Source organism: Pseudomonas syringae group sp. 243L2, assembly GCF_032587875.1.
Taxonomy (GTDB): Bacteria; Pseudomonadota; Gammaproteobacteria; order Pseudomonadales; family Pseudomonadaceae; genus Aquipseudomonas; species Aquipseudomonas amygdali.
The window spans coordinates 151,180-169,278 of record NZ_JAWHPL010000010.1 but is presented as its reverse complement, the minus strand read 5'-3'; the positions used below and the strand labels follow the sequence as shown (position 1 = coordinate 169,278).

Below are 18,099 nucleotides of genomic sequence, written 5' to 3'. Positions count from 1 at the left end.
TAAGCTCGCGGCTTTACTCGTTTGCCCTTTTGGCGCATGAACAAGGAATTAGCATGAAACAGCATCGGTTGGCAGCGGCGATTGCCCTGGTCGGTCTGGTACTCGCAGGTTGTGACAAGCAAGCCAGCACCGTAGAGCTGAAAACTCCGGCACAAAAAGCGTCTTATGGCATCGGTCTGAACATGGGCAAAAGCCTGGCTCAGGAAGGTATGGATGATCTGGATTCCAAGGCTGTGGCCCTGGGTATCGAAGACGCAGTCGGCAAGAAAGATCAGAAACTCAAAGACGAAGAGCTGGTTGAAGCCTTCTCGGCCCTGCAGAAGCGCTCCGAGGAGCGTCTGGCCAAGATGAGCGAAGAGGCTTCGGCCGCTGGCAAGAAATTCCTCGAAGAGAACGGCAAAAAGGATGGCGTGGTCACCACTGCTTCCGGCTTGCAGTATCAAATCATCAAGAAAGCGGATGGCGCTCAGCCTAAGCCTACCGATGTTGTGACTGTTCACTACGAAGGCAAACTGATTGACGGCAAGGTCTTCGACAGTTCCGTTGAACGCGGCAGCCCGATTGACCTGCCTGTAGGCGGCGTTATCCCGGGTTGGGTCGAAGGTCTGCAACTGATGCACGTAGGCGAGAAGATCAAACTCTTCATCCCTAGTGATCTGGCGTACGGCGCGCAGAGCCCGAGCCCTGCGATCCCGGCAAATTCGGTACTGGTCTTTGACCTTGAGTTGCTTGGCATCAAAGACCCGGCAGCTGCTCCGACAGCTGGTGCTGATGCAGACGAAGAAGAAGAGGCAGCTCCTGCCGCTTCGGCTCCGGCCAAGAAGTAACGTACTACCTGGCTACAGAAAACGCCCTGTCTCGACAGGGCGTTTTTGTGTCCGGCTTATTTCCCGAACGCTTGGCCATTCGGGCAGTCCCACTATCATGGAAGCGCGCAGTAGCATTGTCCGACAGTCCGGCAAGGTAACGGCACTCGCTTGAGCGAGGGGGCGGTTTCACACCTTTGTAGCTTTTTTGTGAGTAAAAAACGCCCGATTTGACTATGGTCCCCCGATAACGGGGAGTTCAGGCATGAAAAAAGCCACTGTTCACAAGGTTATCCACAATTATTGTGGATAACCTTGCGGTACCGGCCAGGCAGGTTCGCCGGATCTGCTTTTATCGAAAGACATTTTGCTGAACGGGAGTGGGTATGAAAGCACCGTGGAATTTTATTCGTTATCTGCCCGGAGCCCGGCGTCTGCTGGCAGCGGGGCGACTGCCAGGGTTGTTGTTTGCTGTCGCACGCAAGGGCAACAGTGAAGGTAATCGTCTGGGCAAGCTCAAGGACGATCTGCGTTTGCTCCAGGCCTTGTGTCTGGCTTACTGGCGTGGTGAGTACCGAAGCATCAGTCCTAAAGCCATTTTGTCCATTGTCGCGGGCCTGATGTATTTCCTCAGCCCGCTGGACGCTATTCCTGACTGGATTCCAGGCCTGGGGATGTTCGATGACATCGCAGTGCTGGCTTGGGTCACCAAGCACTTGAGCGACGAACTGGATGCTTTTCGTGCGTGGCGCGAGCAGCAACCGCCCGAGAAACTCATCGTGGTCGAGCAGCTGCCCAAGACTCAGGCGCTGCTGGAGAAAGAGCGGGGTAAGGTGTAAGTCTCACTGATTGAACACAAGCCATAGCGTTCCGCTGTTAAGATGCCAGCCTATGAATCAAGCCTGATCAGTGTGCGGTCGTGTAGTACAAGGTGACTCTATGGATCTTCAAGTGATATCCCGTGACGGTGAGCCGGAATATGCAGTGCTGCCCTGGGCTCAGTACCAGGCACTGCTGAAGGCTGCCGGGTTGGTCGGCAAGCCGCGCCAGGAACCTGTTGCATCGACTTCCGGCATCGCTGCCGGTGAGCTTCCAGGGTTCGATGAGTTGCGGGCACTGCGCGAGGCCAAAGGTCTTGAAGTGGCCAGCCTGGCGCGTACGGTCGGCATCAGTCCGTCTTATCTGGAGTTGATCGAGAATGGTACCCGTCAGCCGGATGCTGCAATAAAGCGCAGCCTGGCATGGGAGCTTGGAGTGCCGGGCTGGCGAGGCGAGTCGTGAGCGTGCGCATCAGCCGTCAGCATTGGGACGGCCTTCTCAATGAGCTCGATCAGGCGCGCCGCCAGCGTCATCTGCTGACCTATCGCGCGTTGGTCGAGCGTTTGCAATTGCCCAGTCCGGCCATGCAGACCCTGACCGCAGCCCTGGAGCATCTGGCCGCCATGGACGCCCGCGCGGAACAGCCTTTGCGCAGCTCGCTGGTGATCAGCCAGGGCGCAAGCCGCTTGCCGCGCCCAGGTTTTTTTGAATGCGCAGAGCGCCTCGGACGCTTCTCTGGCCCGTCAGATGGCGTCGCCGCCGCCTCGTGGCACGCCGCCGAAGTGGTTCGGGTGTTTGAATACAGCTACCCGGAAGTGGAGGTGCAGTAGCGATTCGGCCCCCGAATCTTCAGTGGCTGTATCGACCCCTTCGTGAGTAATGCGGATCGCCGCCCGTTCACTCCCACAACAGCGAACCTGAGGGAGCGAGCTTGCTCGCGAAGTCGCACGTTCAGCTCATTTACCCTCACGCTTGTACCAATAAATCCAGCCGCGTCGAATCGATCACATGAATGCTCGCGCCAGCAACGTCCTTGGCGAAATGTTTGGCTTGTGAGGCCAGGTCGGCCAGCTGGCTGGCATCGACCAGCGTGCAGCTTTCTTCGTGCAGATGCACTACGCCAATCGACAGCGATAACAACGGGAATTCCTGACGCTGCCCCAGTCGGTTGAGGGCGACGAAGCAACCGGCTTCCAGATGCTCCGCGCGGTAGAAACGTCGGCATTGATTCTGGAAATCATCCAGCAGGGTTTTCAGGCGGCGCTCCCAATCCTCAATGCCCAGCACCATCAGAAAATCATCCCCGCCGATGTGTCCGACAAAGTCTCTGCTTGGGTCGATACGGTCGTTCAGACACTGCGCGAGACACAGCAGCACTTCATCGCCACGGGCGTAGCCGTAGATGTCGTTGAAAGGCTTGAAGCTGTCAATGTCCACATAGCAGATCACCGATTCGCGGCCCTGTTGCAGCAGACGCATCAGGCATTGCTGGATCGGAACATTGCCGGGCAGCAGGGTCAGCGGGTTAGCGTAACGTGCCTGCTGGATTTTCATCTCGGTAATCAGCTTCAGAACATTGATGACCCGTCCCAGGCCCAGATAGGTACCGTTGGAGATGATGATGAAATCCTCTTCGATGCGCTGCCGGGCTCGGCTGGTCAACAGTCGGCTGACCTGTTGCAGTGTCTGGCTGACTTCCACGGCCAGAAAGTCATCACTCATCAGGCGGCTGATTGGCTTGCGGGCAAACAGTTCGGTACCAAAGGGCTTGAGCAGTGCCTCGGACAATGAATGCCTATGGACGATGCCGCAGGGCCTGGCCTCGTCGTCCAGCACGGCCAGCGAATTGAGATTGGCCTGCCTGCGAAACGCTTCCAGCACCTCAGCTGTGGGCGTGGACTGGCTGACTGATGGTTGCGGGTTGAGCAGGGCAGAAAGGTCTGCCGCTTCTTCGTTCAACGGCGCGCTGGTGGTCTCTGCCTTGGGCAGCATGGCGCGGGTGTCGCGTGGCGGGCGCGCTTGCGGACGGGCAAGCAGATAGCCCTGAACCAGATCCACGCCCATGTCCTTCAGCGCCGCCAGCTCTTCGGGCAATTCGATGCCTTCAGCAATCACGGTCGCTCTGGAAGCCTTGGCCATCTGCAGCATGGAGCCAACGAACTCGCGCTTCACCGCATCCTGGTGAATTCCGTCGATGAAGTGCCGATCGATTTTCACGTAGTCCGGGCGCAGCTCCGACCAGAGTCGCAAGCTCGAATAACCGGCACCCAGGTCATCCAGCGCGATGGAGAAGCCCATGTCGCGGTAGTGGTGCAGCGCGTTGTACAGCAGGTCGAAATCATCGGTGGGCATCTGCTCGGTCAGTTCGATGACTACATCCTTGGGCGCGATTTGATAACGGCGCAGCATTTCCAGGGTGCGGCCCGGTGGATGAGACGTTTCGAGCAGCGATTCGGGAGAGACGTTGAGAAACAGCTTGCCCGGCAACTTCTGCTGGCTGAAACGCCGGCAGGCGCTGTCACGGCAACTCAGTTCCAGCTCACTCAGGCGGCCTGCCTGTCGAGCGATGGAAAACAGGTTCAGGGGCGAATGCAACGCGCTGTTGGACGGTCCGCGGGTCAAGGCTTCATAACCCAGAATGCGACGTTCCGATAGCGACACGATGGGCTGGAACAAGCTGTGCAAATCACCACGAGCCAGAATTGAACTCAGTGTGCTCAACTGCTCGGTTAGGGTCATGGTCGTCTCGAAGAGAATAAAAAGGGCTGAGCGCTTGCGCGTTCAGCCCCGTATTTCACGACAGCTTCATGACTGTTTGATGACGTTGAAGCTAAATGGCCATCAATGAGTCTGTCTTATTTTTTTGCCACAGCGGCGCTTAGCCCCAGATAGTCGATCAGAATACGCCCGGTCTCTGCCAGGTAGGCATCGTCCTCGGGTTTGGTTTTCTCGTCTTCCACCGGCAGCGCGTCTTCGTCTTCCTTCTTCAACTCTTTGAGCGGCTCTTCACCCTTGGCCTTGCGGCGGGTGTTTTCCAGCGCGAGCTGCTTGCTTTCGATGGACGCATGCTCGGCACGACGGTCGGCTTCATTGAGGCTGACCGTTTTTTCGTTCATCAGCTTCTTGGCCAGCGCCAGACGGTCTTCAATGAACACGAACTCGGCGTCTTTCGCCGAACGTGCTTCATGACGTGCCTGCAACTGCGCCAGGAACGGCTTGAACGGGTCAATTGCCGGCTTGATCGCCGGTTTGATGCTGTCCCACGGCATGGCCTCGGGCAGCGCGCTCTCGCCGATTTCCTTGGTATCGATCAGCGACGGGTAAGTGATGTCCGGCACTACACCCTGATGCTGGGTGCTCTGACCGGAAACCCGGTAGAACTTGGCCAGTGTCAGCTTCAGTTCGCCATGATTGAGCGGCTGAATGGTCTGCACGGTGCCCTTGCCGAAGGTCTGGCCACCGATCACCAGCGCACGGTGATAATCCTGCATCGCGCCAGCGAAAATCTCAGATGCCGAAGCGGACAGGCGGTTGACCAACAAGGCCATAGGGCCTTTGTAGAACGCGCCTTTGGCTTCGTCTTCCAGCACATCGACCTTGCCGTCGGCGTTACGCACCAGCACGGTCGGGCCCTTGTCGATGAACAGACTGGTCAGCTCGGTCGCTTCCTGCAACGAACCGCCACCATTGTTACGCAGATCCAGTACCACGCCATCGACCTTCTCGGCCTGCAGCTCGGTAAGCAGTTTCTTCACGTCACGGGTGGTGCTCTTGTATTCCGGATCGCCAGCACGGTAGGCCTTGAAGTCCAGATAGAACGCAGGGATGTCGATGACCCCGAGTTTGTAGTCCTTGCCGTCCTGTTTGAGGTGCAGGATCGACTTCTTGGCCGCCTGCTCTTCAAGTTTCACCGCTTCACGGGTGATGGCGACAATCTTGCTGGTCTGGTCATTCGGCGCATTGCTGGCCGGGATGATCTCCAGACGGACCACGGAACCTTTCGGACCGCGGATCAGCTTGACGACTTCATCAAGACGCCAGCCGATCACATCGACCATTTCCTTGTCGCCCTGGGCAACGGCCACGATCTTGTCGGCTGGCGCGACCTGCTTGGTTTTGGCCGCAGGGCCTGCCGGGACCAGACGCACGATTTTCACGTTGTCGTTATCGCTCTGCAACACAGCGCCGATGCCTTCCAGCGACAGGCTCATGTTGATGTCGAAGTTTTCCGCGCTGTCAGGCGACAGGTAGTTGGTGTGCGGGTCATAAGACATGGCGAAAGTGTTGATGTAGGCCTGGAAGATATCTTCGGCGCGAGTCTGGTTCAGACGGGCCTGCTGATTCTTGTAACGCTTGGTCAGGGTTTCCTGGATCTTCGCCGGATCCTTGCCTGCGATCTTCAGGCGCAGAACTTCATCTTTTATGCGCTTGCGCCATAGCTCGTCGAGCTCGGCAGTGTCCTTGGGCCATGCGGCGTCCTTGCGGTCCACCAGCAGGGTTTCCTTGGTATTGAAGTCAAGCTTGTCGACGCCCTTGCTCAACTCAGCCAGCGCGAAGTCCAGACGCGCCTTGATGCGGTCCAGGTAGCGCTTGTAGATAGTGAAACCCGGATTCAGGTCGCCACTTTTGAGGAAGTCGTCGAACTGGAACTGCCATTTGTCGAATTCGGCAATGTCGCTGGCCATGAAATAGCTGCGCGAGGGGTCCAGTTGCTTGATGTAGCTCTGGTAAATAATCGCTGAACGCTTGTCGTCCAGGGGCGGCTTGCTGTAGTGATGTCGTTTGAGCAGCTCAACCACGTTGAGGCTGGCAATCACTTCGTCGCGGTCCGGCTGAAGATTATCCCAGCTGTTGGCGGCAAAGGTACTGGCTGACATCGGCAAAACGCTAAGGCCGACAAACAGTGCGAGGGCAGTGCTGGGGAATAATTGCTTCATGCTGATTCGACGCGAGGACAATTGATAACGCATATTAGGCCGTCTTTGAGGTCGCCGGTTCCTTCGGACCCGGCCGCATAATGCAAAAGCCCGGGCAAAACAGCCACGGGCTCAGTCTGGACTCACTATGGAGGCACCGTGAAGGCATTGCAAGGCGTTGAAGGACATGTGGAATGGGTCGAGGAGCCGAGTCCGGCCCTTGATGTGGGGCAGGTACGTATCAAAGTGGCTGCGGCAGGTTTGAATCGAGCCGATCTGTTACAGCGCGAGGGCAAGTATCCGCCGCCGCCCGGGGTCACTCAAACGCTCGGTCTGGAGTGCTCGGGGGTGATCGCCGAAGTGGGTCCGGGGACGTCCTGGGTGGTCGGAGACCGCGTCTGCGCGCTGTTGGCGGGCGGGGCGATGGCTGAAGAAGTGGTAGTCGACGGGCGACACGTATTACCGGTCCCGGAAGGGCTGTCGCTGCATGAGGCCGCCGCCATCCCTGAGGTGTATGCCACCGCGTGGCTCAATCTGTTTCAGCTGGCAGGCCTCAAGCCGGGTGAAAAGGTGTTGTTGCACGCAGGCGCAAGTGGGGTTGGTTCAGCCGGTATTCAGCTTTGCAAAGCGTTCGGCAACCCGGTCTGGGTCAGTGTCGGTTCGACCGAGCGTCTGGCCTATTGCGTCGAACTGGGAGCACAGGGGGGCGTAGTGCGTAGCGAAAGTCTTGAAGGCCTGAACGATTTTGCACCGTTCAACGTCATTCTCGACCCGGTGGGCGCAAGCTACGCCGAACTCAACGTCAAACTGCTGGCTCTGGACGGTCGCTGGGTGCTGATCGGTATCATGAGCGGGCGCGAGGCGCAGGTGGATCTGGCGCACGTGCTGGGCAAACGTATCCAGTTGATGGGTTCGACCTTGCGCAGTCGCGACGACACATTCAAGGCCGACCTGCTCAGCGACCTGGGCCAGCACGTCTGGCCGCTGTTCACTGAAGGCCGCCTCAAGCCGCAACTGGCGAAATCCTTTGCGATCAAGGATGCCGACGCTGCGTTCGAAGAGCTGGCGACCAACACGGTATCCGGCAAGATCGTGCTGGTCATCGACGAAAGCCTGGTCTGACCCGTCGGTGCCTCTGGACTCAGCTCCAGTCGTGCACCGGCCAGCCTGCTTTCTGCGCGTGTTCCAGTAACACGGCATCGGGGTTGACCACATTGGGGTGGTCAACCTTGAGCAGCAGCGGCAGGTCATTGCGTGAATCCGAGTAGAAGCTCGCCCCCTCAAGGTTTTCCCCTTCGGCGTCCAGCCACTCCATCAGGCGCGTGATCTTGCCTTCCCGATAGGTCAGCACGCCGACCGTGGCACCGCTGTACACGCCATGTTGCACGTCCAGTTCGATACCCAGCACTTCGTCGATCCCGAGGCGTTCTGCGATGGGTTTTACCAAGTGCACACCTGACGCCGAGATCACCAGAATCCGGTCGCCTTTGGCGCGATGCTGGGCAATACATTTGCAGGCGTCGCTGTAGATGATCGGCTCGATGACGTCCTCAACCCACGGGCCGACCAGATGATCGATTTCTTCAGGCGTACGGCCAGCCATGGGTTCAAGGCTGAACGCCATGTAGTCTTCCATTGCCAGCTCGCCTGCGCTGTAGGCGGCCATCAGTTCGTCGTTGCGCTGCATGAACGAGGTTGAGTCGACCCAGCCCAGGCGACCCATCTGCTCGCTCCAGAGCGTGGCACAGTCGCCGCCGATCAGGGTCTCGTCCAGGTCGAAAATTGCCAGGGGCATGTGCGTTTCTCCTAAAAGTCTGTTGAATCGGCTGTCAGCTTCGCGCTTGGCGTCTTGATCGGCAAGCGTGTGGCGTTATCCGTGCAGAACAAAATCAGTTCAGAGCACAGAGCGCCGACGGTTCGATGTTCAGTGTTACACGCCTTCCATCCGGGTGCAGGTCGTCGGCGCTGCGGTTCAGTACGTCGACCACCAGTTCCACGCCGCGGGCCTGTATCCGGTAGCGGATGACGTTGCCGAGCAGACTGTGACTGCGTACTTCGCCTTCCAGTTCGCCGGTCAGGCTCAATTGGATCGATTCAGGGCGAATCGCAATGCGGCTGGTGATCGGGCGTTGCATCAGGCGCGTGGCGTCTTCGGCTTCCAGGAGGTTGTAGTTGCCGATGAAGCCCGCAGCGAACACGTCAACCGGAGCGGTGTAAAGGGTTTCTGCGTCACCACTCTGCACGATCCGGCCTTCATTCATCAGGAAGATGCGGTCGGACATGGTCAGCGCCTCTTCCTGATCGTGGGTCACGAAGATCGTGGTAAGGCCCAGCTCGCGCTGAATGGCGCGGATCTGTTCACGCAGGTTTTTGCGAATTCGCGCATCCAGTGCCGACAGCGGCTCATCAAGCAACAGCAGGCGTGGGCGAGTGACCAGCGAGCGCGCCAGAGCCACGCGCTGGCATTGCCCGCCGGATAACTGATGCGGATAACGCGTGGCAAAGTCGTGCAGCTCGACCATGCGCAGAATATCGGCAATGCGCTTTTCGCTTTCGGCCGCACTGACTTTCTGAATCCGCAGGCCAAACGCGACGTTTTGCTCGACGGTCATGTTGGGAAACAGCGCGTAGCTCTGGAACACCATGCCGATGTTGCGTTTTTGTGGCGTGAGCGGCACCAGGTCAGTGCCATCAAGCAGGATGCGCCCGCTATTGACTGGCGTCAGCCCGGCAATGCAGCGCAATAACGTGGACTTGCCACAGCCGGACGGGCCGAGCAAGGTGACAAACTCGCCTTTCGTGATACTGCAGTTGATGTCGCTGAACACTGACGTGCTGGCATAGCTTTTCTGCAGGTTTTCAATGCTGACAAAACTCATTTCAGTCTTTGTCCTTGTTCAGTCGATTGGCGGCCCAGGTCAGCACCAGCACGAAGAGGAAATAGGAAATCACCAGCGCGCTGTTGAAGTGACCGCTGCTGTTGCGCATGTTGTTCAGGTAGACCTGCAGGGTTTCATAGCGAGTGCCGACCAGCAGGTTGGCGAACACGAACTCTCCGAACAGGAACGAGAATGACAGCAGCAGCGCGATCATCAGGCCCTTGCGCAGGTTAGGCAGCACGACCATGAACGCTGCTTGCCAGGTACTGGCCCCAAGCAATTGGGCGGCGTCCATCAGGTCCGTCAGGTTGATGGCCTGCAGGTTATTGGTGATGGCGCGATACATGAAAGGCAGGGCAACAGTGAAATAGCAGCCAATCAGAATCCACGGCGTGCCGACCATGGCCATGGGGCCTGAGCCATAGAGTTGCAGCAAGCCCACCGACGAGACCACGGGCGGCACGGCGAACGGCAGCAGGATCAGGATGTTCATCAGCCCGTCGAGGCGCGGGAAGTAGTAATGGACGACAAACAGCAGCGGCAGAATCAGCACCACCGAGAGTATCAACGCGCCGACGCATACCAGTAGTGACTGGCCGAACGCCGCCAGAAAACGCGGATCGCTCCACAGCGCCACGTACCACTTGAAGGTCAGGCCACTGGGCAGAATGGTCGCCGACCAACTGGTGGAAATCGAGTACAGAAAGGTCCCGGCCAGCGGTAATAACAGGATCAGGAACAGCAGGTAAACCACGGTTTTGTGGTAAATGCCCGCAGGCCGTCGTTCAGCGCGCGACATGGTAGCTCCTCTTCAACAGCCACTGATGGACGACTGTGACCAGAGTCATGAGGCCGACCAGAATCATCGCCAGAGCGCTGGCCATGTTCGGGTCCAGAGTGATATCGCCTGCCACCATCGCGGCAATGCGGATCGGCAGCACGTTGAAATTGCCGGTGGTCAGGGCGTAAACCGTGGCATACGCGCCCAGCGCGTTGGCCAGCAGAATCACGAACGTACCGAGCAGCGCAGGGGTCAGGACCGGCAGGCCGATATAGCGCCAGAATTGATAACCGCTGGCACCCAATAGCGCCGCCGACTCGTTCCAGTCCTCGCGCACCGCGTCAAATGCCGGGTAGAGCAGCAGCACGCCAAGCGGGATCTGGAAGTAGGTGTAGAGGATGATCAACCCGGTCTTGGAGTACAGGTTGAAGTCATCAATGATCCCGGTTTGCTTGAGGATCAGGGTCAATGCGCCGTTGAAACCCAGCAGAATGATGAACGCGAACGCCAATGGAACGCCGGCAAAGTTGCTGGTCATGTTGGCGAACGAATTGACGAAATCGCGCAGCCGCGAGTCTACCTTGCGCAGCGAATAGGCACCCAGCACAGAGATTATGATGCCGAACAGGCTCGACCAGAAGCTGATCTCCAGGCTGTACTGGATCGCCTGCCGATAGAACTTCGAGCTGAACGCTTTGGTGAAGTTCTCCCAGCCCCAACCGGCGTCGCTTTGCAGGCTGTGAATCGCCACCCAGAGCAGCGGCGCAATCTGAAACACAATGAAGAACACGGCAAAGGGCACCAGGCACAACAGCCCCAGCCACTTGCCTCGGGAAAATCGGGTCAATTGAGCATCTCCCGGCAGACCGGTTTGTCGTGATGTATGCCGAGCAGCTCGCAGATGGTGCCGCACAGATCAATCTGGCGCGGTGCAGCGTCGACATTCAGGCTGAACGCATCACCCAGCACGAACAGCGGCACTTCGCGTTCTTCCGGCAGCAGGCCGTTGTGCGAGCGGTCGTTGTTCATGCCGTGGTCGGCGGTCACCAGCACTTGATAGCCTGCGTCCAGCCAGCGTTGCAGGTAGTCAGCCAGAATGATGTCGGCATTGCGTGCGGTGTTGCGGTATTGCGCAGTGTCGAGGCCGTGCTTGTGCCCGGCGTCGTCGATGTTCATGGGGTGAATCAGCAGAAAGTTCGGTGCATGTTTAAGGCGCAGGCTTTCCGCGTCGGCGAACAGGTGCGAGTCCGGGTAGTGATCGGCCCAGTAGAACAGCCCGTGCTGAATGGGTAGTTCCGTTGCCTCGGTATGACGATCGCGTGCCGTGTCGAACGGCGTGCGGTTATACAGCTCGCTGAACCAGTGATAGGCCGCCGCTGCAGTGGTCAGGCCGGCGTCACGAGCGTAGTGAAAGACGCTGCGCTGGTTAGACAGGCGTGAAACGTTGTTATGCACGATGCCGCTGTCGATAGGCGCGACCCCGGTCAATATGCATTCGTACAGGGGGCGGGAGAGGGCGGGTAGCTCGCATTCCAGCTTGTAGAGCGCGGCGCGGCCAGCATCATGCCAGGCTTGAAGATGGCCCATTGCGTGGCGGGCCACGTCGTAGTTGAGGCCATCGAGCACGATCAGGATGACGTTGTGTTTCATGGGCGACTCGCTTTAAAAGAACGGGCGAGTCTGGCTCGCCCGATGTACACGACTTCATCCCTGAGCCGCAGGAGAGAATCAGTTCATCTCGATGATGACCTGCTCGTTCCACTTCTGAGGCAGCGCTTTGGAGGTTTTTTCCCAGGCATCCGCGTCCTTGATCGGCTTGGCATTGAGGTATTGCTCATGCGGCAGCAACTGGGCTTTCACGTCGTCTGGCAGCTTGATGTGTTCAACGCGAATCGGACGCGCATTGCCTTTGGCCAGGTTGATCTGACCGGCATCGCTGAAGGTGTATTCACGCGCCAGTTTGGCGGCGTTCGGGTGCTTGGCGTATTTGTTGATGATGGTGGTGTAGCCGGAAACCACCGAGCCGTCCGACGGGATCAGCACCACGTAGTCATCCGGTTTGGCCATCTTGGCTTTGTAGTTGAGACCGTTGAAGTCCCAGACCACGCCGACCTCGATTTCGCCTTTTTCGATGGTTTGAATGGTCGGGTTGGCCAGTGACAGGCGTTTCTGCTTGGCCAGGTCGGTGAACAGTGCCAGGCCTGGCTCGATGTTGCTTTCGTCGCCTTTCATGGCAATGGCTGCGGCCAATACGCCATTGGTTGCTTGCGCGGCAGTGCTCACATCGCCAATGGAAACCTTGTATTTGCCGGTTTTCAGGTCGGCCCAGCTTTTCGGTATTTCAGAGCCGTGCAACAGGTTCTTGTTGACGATAAAGGCGATGGTGCCGGTATAGGCCAGCGCCCAATGGCCGTCCTTGTCCTTGGCCCAGTCCGGAATCTGCTCCCAAGTGGTTGGCTTGTAAGGCTGGGTCACGCCTTTGGCAACGGCTATAGGACCGAACGCGGCACCCACGTCGCCGATGTCACCGCTGGCGTTGTCTTTCTCCGCATCGAATTTGGCGATCTCCTGGGCCGAACTCATGTCGGTGTCCATGTGCTTGAGGCCGTATTTGGTTTCCAGGTCTTTCCAGATGCCACCCCAGTTAGCCCAGTCATCCGGCATGCCGAGACTATTGACCGCACCTTCAGCCTTGGCCGCAGCCTCCAGCGTTTTAAGGTCTGTGTCCGCAGCCATGACCAGCGAACTCATTGCCATGGCTGAACCGAGGAGTGATGCCAACAAAAGATGTTTCATTCGGAGCTCCTAGTGCACTTCTTGCAAGAAGTGTTCGTTTCGGATTGTTTGGTCTAGATCAGCAATACCTGAGCCAAGTTAGGCTTTTTGCATGACATTTTCGTGTCGTGTTCAGTGCCAGAAGCTGTTTTTAACGTGGTTCGGCAGTGCCTGGCGCTAAGCGTAGACCATGGGATCGTGCTTGCTTTTCAACGGCTAAAGGCCTTTTTTCGGAGCAGTTGGCATGGATCGTGTTTCGTCATGTCACAGAATGGTCATGTGCCCGGCCTAGGCTTGAAGCAATGGAGTTAATGGCGTCGGTTGCACTGAGGTGTGCCCCGCAATAGAGCTGGTCTAGTCCAGACGGATACCGGAATGCGCGAAGATGTGCCACGGGCGGTAACAACGATTTGCAGTGCTCTGCAGGAGCAGATCGAACATGGCTTGTTGCCGCATGGCAGCAAGCTGCCTGCGGAACGCAAGCTTAGCGAGGTGTTTGCTACCACCCGTATCACGTTGCGTGAGGCCCTCGTGCAACTGGAGGCGCAAGGGCTTATTTACCGTGAAGAGCGTCGCGGCTGGTTCATTTCCCCGCCACGACTGGCGTATGACTTGATTCGGCGCAGCCATTTTCACGCAATGGTCTGCGCGCAGGGAAGAGTGGCTCACACTCAGCTGCTGTCGGCACGTCTGCAACCGGCTTCGGCGATGATCTGCGAAATGCTCGAACTGCCTGCGCTGTCGAGCGTGATCCAGATCTGCCGCGCCCGGCGTATCGATCAGCGGCTGGTGCTCTATGTTGAGCATTACCTGAGGCCGGAATTATTCCCCGGCATCCTCGATCACGACCTGAACGAGTCACTCACCGAGCTTTATGCCCGCTGTTATGACCTGCATTACGGACAAGTACGTTTTGATATGGTCCCCACGGCACTGCATGCCGACGCTGCAGCCGCCTTGAAGGTTTCCCTGGGCAGCCCCGGCCTGCGTATTGCAAGAATAAACTATGACCAGCGTGATCGACTGATTGATTGCGATCTTGAATACTGGCGTCATGATGCTATTCATGTGCGCGCCAATGTGCGTGGCAAGTTGTAGTTGAGTGCGGCTCTTCAAAAACTCCGGGCATGCGGCAAGTTTCAGTAAATTAATATCGGTGTATTCAGCGCGTTGTTAGTTGCGGGTGCCAGCCAGTAAGACGTGACCTTCCTCTTCATTGAAAACCTTGGCTGTGCGGGCCGCTCAGGTCGAGTGCGTGCGCGCAGACGTCCGGCTTATTTAAAAATTTAATGAGAAAATAACTTTAAGCTGCAAAGGGGTGAGCGTAACTTAAAAGTTTTTGAGGTGAAAAAGTTAAGGTTTTTTTATTCCGGTTGTCGAAAATAAATAGTAAAAATCCGTATTGATTAATATTTATTAGTTGGGTGTGATACGTTTTTAGAGCGTCATTGCGCGTGGTCGGTAAGTGGATTGCCTGGCGCAGTTTCGCGTGTGGGATGTGAAGGTTGATATCGTAGCTGGCCGTTAACGTGTGAATTGATGAGTGCGGCTACTTTCATTTAAAGGATCTATGAGGGCGCTGTAATGAATCTTGAAAAAGCGTTGGTATTACGGACATGTGCAAATAACATGGCCGATCACTGCGGTTTGGTGTGGCCTGTCTCAGGGACCGTTGAGTGCAGGCACTGGCAACCGACAAAAGCACATGAAAATGGACTGGCAGGTTTATTGTGGGGTGTTGGAACCAGCGCCTTTTTGAGTGTTCATGCCGATGCGCGATGGGTTGTCTGTGAAGTGGCCGTTGCCGACCTCATTGCGTTGTCCGAGAGCGGAATGGTGAAATTCCAGCGGGCGCAAGTCGTTCATGTCGGTGACAAAAGCAGTGCTGCACATTACCTCTTGATGCACCGGGCCAGTTACTCATCGACAAGTCCCCCTGCGGCTGTCGAGGTTCGTCCGGCCAGTGGCGAGCTTGTTGTCAGTCATGAAGTATTTGACGTGGCATCAGTGAGTGCCGCTGTCGGCGCGGAGGGCAATCTTCCCGCCGTCACCACGCAGACGCTGCAGACAGCGACCTACGGCAGCACGTTGATTGGTGACAGCCACAGCCAGCTTGTCGCGGGTTACGGCAGCACCGAAACGGCGGGAAGCCATAGTGATCTGACCGCTGGGTACGGCAGCACCGGCACGGCAGGCTCCGACAGCTCGCTGACTGCAGGTTATGGCAGTACGCAAACTTCCGGGAGTGACAGCTCGCTCAGGGCTGGTTATGGCAGTACCCAGACTGCACAGGAAGGCAGCAACCTGACGGCTGGGTACGGCAGCACCGGCACCGCAGGCGCGGATAGCTCATTGATCGCCGGATATGGCAGCACCCAGACATCAGGAAGTGACAGCGCACTGACGGCAGGCTACGGCAGTACGCAGACTGCACAGGAAGGCAGCAACCTGACCGCTGGATACGGTAGCACCGGCACAGCAGGCTCTGACAGTTCTCTGATTGCCGGTTACGGCAGTACGCAAACGTCAGGAGGGGACAGCGCCCTGACGGCAGGCTACGGCAGTACGCAGACTGCGCAGGAGGGCAGCAACCTGACCGCTGGGTACGGCAGCACCGGCACCGCAGGCGCGGATAGCTCATTGATCGCCGGATATGGCAGCACCCAGACATCAGGAAGTGACAGCGCACTGACGGCAGGCTACGGCAGTACGCAGACTGCGCAGGAGGGCAGCAACCTGACCGCTGGATACGGTAGCACCGGCACAGCAGGCTCTGACAGTTCTCTGATTGCCGGTTACGGCAGTACGCAAACGTCAGGAGGGGACAGCGCCCTGACGGCGGGCTACGGCAGTACGCAGACTGCACAGGAAGGCAGCAATCTGACCGCCGGATACGGCAGCACTGGCACGGCAGGTTCCGACAGCTCGTTGATCGCCGGTTACGGCAGCACGCAAACCTCTGGAGGCGACAGCTCACTCACAGCGGGCTATGGCAGTACCCAAACGGCTCAGGAAGGCAGCAACCTGACGGCTGGGTACGGCAGCACTGGCACGGCAGGTTCCGACAGCTCGTTGATTGCCGGTTACGGCAGTACGCAAACCTCGGGCAGCGGCAGTTCGCTCACTGCAGGTTACGGCAGCACCCAGACTGCCCGTGAAGGCAGCACCCTGACGGCCGGATATGGAAGTACCGGGACAGCCGGTGCCGACAGCTCGCTGATTGCCGGTTACGGCAGCACGCAAACGGCCGGCGCTGACAGTAACCTGACCGCAGGTTATGGAAGCACGGGCACCGCGGGTCATGAGAGCTTCATCATTGCGGGCTATGGAAGTACGCAGACAGCAGGCCGCAAAAGTATTCTGACCGCTGGCTACGGAAGCACTCAGACTGCCAGGGACGGTAGCGACCTGATCGCGGGCTATGGCAGTACTGGAACAGCAGGTTCGGGCAGTTCGCTGATCGCAGGGTATGGCAGCACCCAGACCGCGAGTTACAGAAGCATGCTGACCGCCGGTTATGGGAGTACTCAGACGGCCAGAGAGTACAGTGACCTGGTCGCAGGGTATGGCAGCACTTCAACGGCAGGCTCAAACAGTTCGCTTATCGCCGGATATGGAAGCACCCAAACGGCGAGCTTCAAAAGCATATTGACTGCCGGTTATGGGAGTACCCAGACGGCACAGGAACGCAGTGACCTGGTCACAGGTTACGGAAGCACGTCGACTGCGGGTTACGCAAGCTCCCTGATTGCTGGCTATGGCAGTACGCAGACGGCAGGCTACGAGAGCACGTTGACCGCCGGTTATGGCAGTACGCAAACCGCACAGGACAGCAGCTCGCTGACCACCGGCTACGGAAGTACTTCCACTGCGGGCTATGCAAGTTCGCTGATCGCGGGTTACGGCAGCACGCAGACGGCAGGTTACGAGAGCACGTTGACAGCCGGTTATGGCAGTACGCAAACCGCGCAGGAAAAAAGCTCGCTCACCACCGGCTACGGAAGTACCTCCACCGCCGGCTATGAGAGTTCGCTGATCGCGGGTTACGGCAGTACGCAGACGGCAGGCTATAAAAGTACGCTCACGGCAGGTTATGGCAGTACCCAGACTGCCGAGCATGGAAGTTCATTGACGGCGGGGTATGGCAGTACGGCAACGGCCGGGCAGGACAGCTCATTGATCGCCGGTTATGGCAGTTCCCTAACCAGCGGAATCCGAAGTTTTCTGACGGCAGGCTATGGCAGTACGTTGATCGCCGGACTTCGCAGTGTGTTGATTGCCGGTTATGGCAGCAGTCTCACATCGGGCATTCGCAGCACATTGACTGCGGGCTACGGCAGTAACCAGATTGCAAGTTATGGCAGCTCGTTGATTGCGGGCCATGAAAGTATTCAGGTGGCCGGACACAAAAGCATGCTTATCGCCGGCAAGGGCAGTTCGCAGACCGCAGGTTTTCGCAGCACGCTGATAGCCGGTGCAGGCAGCGTACAGCTGGCAGGTGACCGCAGCAGACTTATCGCCGGTGCAGACAGTAATCAGACGGCGGGGGACCGCAGTAAACTACTGGCCGGTAACAACAGTTACCTCACCGCTGGAGACAGAAGCAAGTTGACCGGCGGGCATGACTGCACGTTGATGGCGGGAGACCAAAGCAGACTGACCGCTGGAAAGAACAGTGTGTTGACAGCAGGCGCTCGCAGCAAACTTATTGGCAGTGAAGGTTCCACGTTATCGGCAGGAGAAGACTCCACGCTTGTTTTCAGGCTCTGGGACGGTAAGCGGTACAGACAACTGGTGGCCAGGACGGGAGAAAACGGCGTTGAAGCCGACATTCCGTATTACGTGAACGACGATGACGATATCGTCAATAAAACCGACGAGGACGATACCTGAGTCACGTAACCGGGTTATTCGTACTGAATCATCGACAGGGTACGTCGGTGCGGTTCGGGACATGATGTCCCTTTATAAACGAATCAACGGTGTACGGCACAAAGGTGCCAGGGGTAAAACCGATAAAACCTGCGTTGTTTTTTATGTGTAAGCCGCGAAACTTTATTTTTTCAATCAGGGTATTCGGCCGGGCGTCAGAACTGTTACGCGGGAGCAGCACGCCGCCCCCA

General features: G+C 57.8%; 15 protein-coding genes. 7 read left to right on the top strand and 8 right to left on the bottom strand.

The features are described from left to right. Positions 1–53: 53 nt before the first annotated feature. The 4 genes from RYB66_RS04685 to RYB66_RS04670 all read left to right on the top strand — a co-directional run bounded on the left by RYB66_RS04685 (position 54) and on the right by RYB66_RS04670 (position 2,455). Complete coding sequence (locus RYB66_RS04685; protein ID WP_002552635.1) at positions 54–827, top strand: FKBP-type peptidyl-prolyl cis-trans isomerase; 774 nt, start codon at positions 54–56, stop codon at positions 825–827. 365 nt (positions 828–1,192) lie between these two features. Beyond that, on the top strand, positions 1,193–1,645 hold the full coding sequence (locus RYB66_RS04680) for a YkvA family protein (RefSeq protein ID WP_002552636.1): 453 nt from the start codon (positions 1,193–1,195) through the stop codon (positions 1,643–1,645). Between the two features lie 100 nt (positions 1,646–1,745). Further along, positions 1,746–2,087 (top strand): helix-turn-helix domain-containing protein, encoded by a 342-nt coding sequence (locus tag RYB66_RS04675; RefSeq protein ID WP_004643821.1) that lies wholly within the window; start codon positions 1,746–1,748, stop codon positions 2,085–2,087. Beyond that, positions 2,084–2,455: a hypothetical protein gene (locus RYB66_RS04670; RefSeq protein WP_002552638.1), complete on the top strand. Its 372-nt coding sequence runs from the start codon at positions 2,084–2,086 to the stop codon at positions 2,453–2,455. Before RYB66_RS04675 ends, RYB66_RS04670 begins: the two co-directional genes overlap by 4 nt. Positions 2,456–2,591: 136 nt before the next feature. Here the strand turns inward: RYB66_RS04670 and RYB66_RS04665 are convergent, their stop codons facing one another. Then, on the bottom strand, positions 2,592–4,364 hold the full coding sequence (locus RYB66_RS04665; RefSeq protein ID WP_316893916.1) for a bifunctional diguanylate cyclase/phosphodiesterase: 1,773 nt from the start codon (positions 4,362–4,364) through the stop codon (positions 2,592–2,594). A 116-nt stretch (positions 4,365–4,480) separates the two neighbouring features. Beyond that, on the bottom strand, positions 4,481–6,562 hold the full coding sequence (locus RYB66_RS04660; RefSeq protein ID WP_004657761.1) for a carboxy terminal-processing peptidase: 2,082 nt from the start codon (positions 6,560–6,562) through the stop codon (positions 4,481–4,483). A 138-nt stretch (positions 6,563–6,700) separates the two neighbouring features. Between RYB66_RS04660 and RYB66_RS04655 the strand changes: the two genes are divergently transcribed. Next, positions 6,701–7,663, top strand: coding sequence for an NAD(P)H-quinone oxidoreductase (locus tag RYB66_RS04655; protein ID WP_005732900.1), 963 nt, complete (start codon positions 6,701–6,703; stop codon positions 7,661–7,663). Between the two features lie 19 nt (positions 7,664–7,682). Here the strand turns inward: RYB66_RS04655 and RYB66_RS04650 are convergent, their stop codons facing one another. From RYB66_RS04650 to RYB66_RS04625, 6 genes are all read right to left on the bottom strand, one after another. Further along, positions 7,683–8,336, bottom strand: coding sequence for an HAD family hydrolase (locus RYB66_RS04650; RefSeq protein ID WP_002552642.1), 654 nt, complete (start codon positions 8,334–8,336; stop codon positions 7,683–7,685). 94 nt (positions 8,337–8,430) lie between these two features. Then, a complete protein-coding gene (locus RYB66_RS04645; RefSeq protein ID WP_016980946.1) occupies positions 8,431–9,420 on the bottom strand; it encodes an ABC transporter ATP-binding protein in 990 nt (329 codons plus the stop codon). Position 9,421: 1 nt separating this feature from the next. Then, the gene (locus RYB66_RS04640; RefSeq protein WP_002552644.1) at positions 9,422–10,219 is read right to left on the bottom strand and encodes an ABC transporter permease; all 798 of its coding nucleotides are present in this window, start codon (positions 10,217–10,219) and stop codon (positions 9,422–9,424) included. Then, on the bottom strand, positions 10,206–11,048 hold the full coding sequence (locus RYB66_RS04635; protein WP_005782780.1) for an ABC transporter permease: 843 nt from the start codon (positions 11,046–11,048) through the stop codon (positions 10,206–10,208). The genes RYB66_RS04640 and RYB66_RS04635 overlap by 14 nt, the downstream gene beginning before the upstream one ends. Further along, positions 11,045–11,851, bottom strand: coding sequence for an alkaline phosphatase family protein (locus RYB66_RS04630; protein WP_316893912.1), 807 nt, complete (start codon positions 11,849–11,851; stop codon positions 11,045–11,047). The genes RYB66_RS04635 and RYB66_RS04630 overlap by 4 nt, the downstream gene beginning before the upstream one ends. Positions 11,852–11,929: 78 nt before the next feature. Then, the gene (locus RYB66_RS04625; RefSeq protein WP_002552647.1) at positions 11,930–12,997 is read right to left on the bottom strand and encodes an ABC transporter substrate-binding protein; all 1,068 of its coding nucleotides are present in this window, start codon (positions 12,995–12,997) and stop codon (positions 11,930–11,932) included. Between the two features lie 354 nt (positions 12,998–13,351). Here RYB66_RS04625 and RYB66_RS04620 point away from each other — a divergent pair, with 354 nt between their 5' ends. Further along, a complete protein-coding gene (locus RYB66_RS04620; protein WP_005732905.1) occupies positions 13,352–14,074 on the top strand; it encodes a UTRA domain-containing protein in 723 nt (240 codons plus the stop codon). 531 nt (positions 14,075–14,605) lie between these two features. Beyond that, complete coding sequence (locus tag RYB66_RS04615; protein WP_410478401.1) at positions 14,606–17,869, top strand: Ice nucleation protein; 3,264 nt, start codon at positions 14,606–14,608, stop codon at positions 17,867–17,869. Positions 17,870–18,099 lie beyond the last annotated feature (230 nt).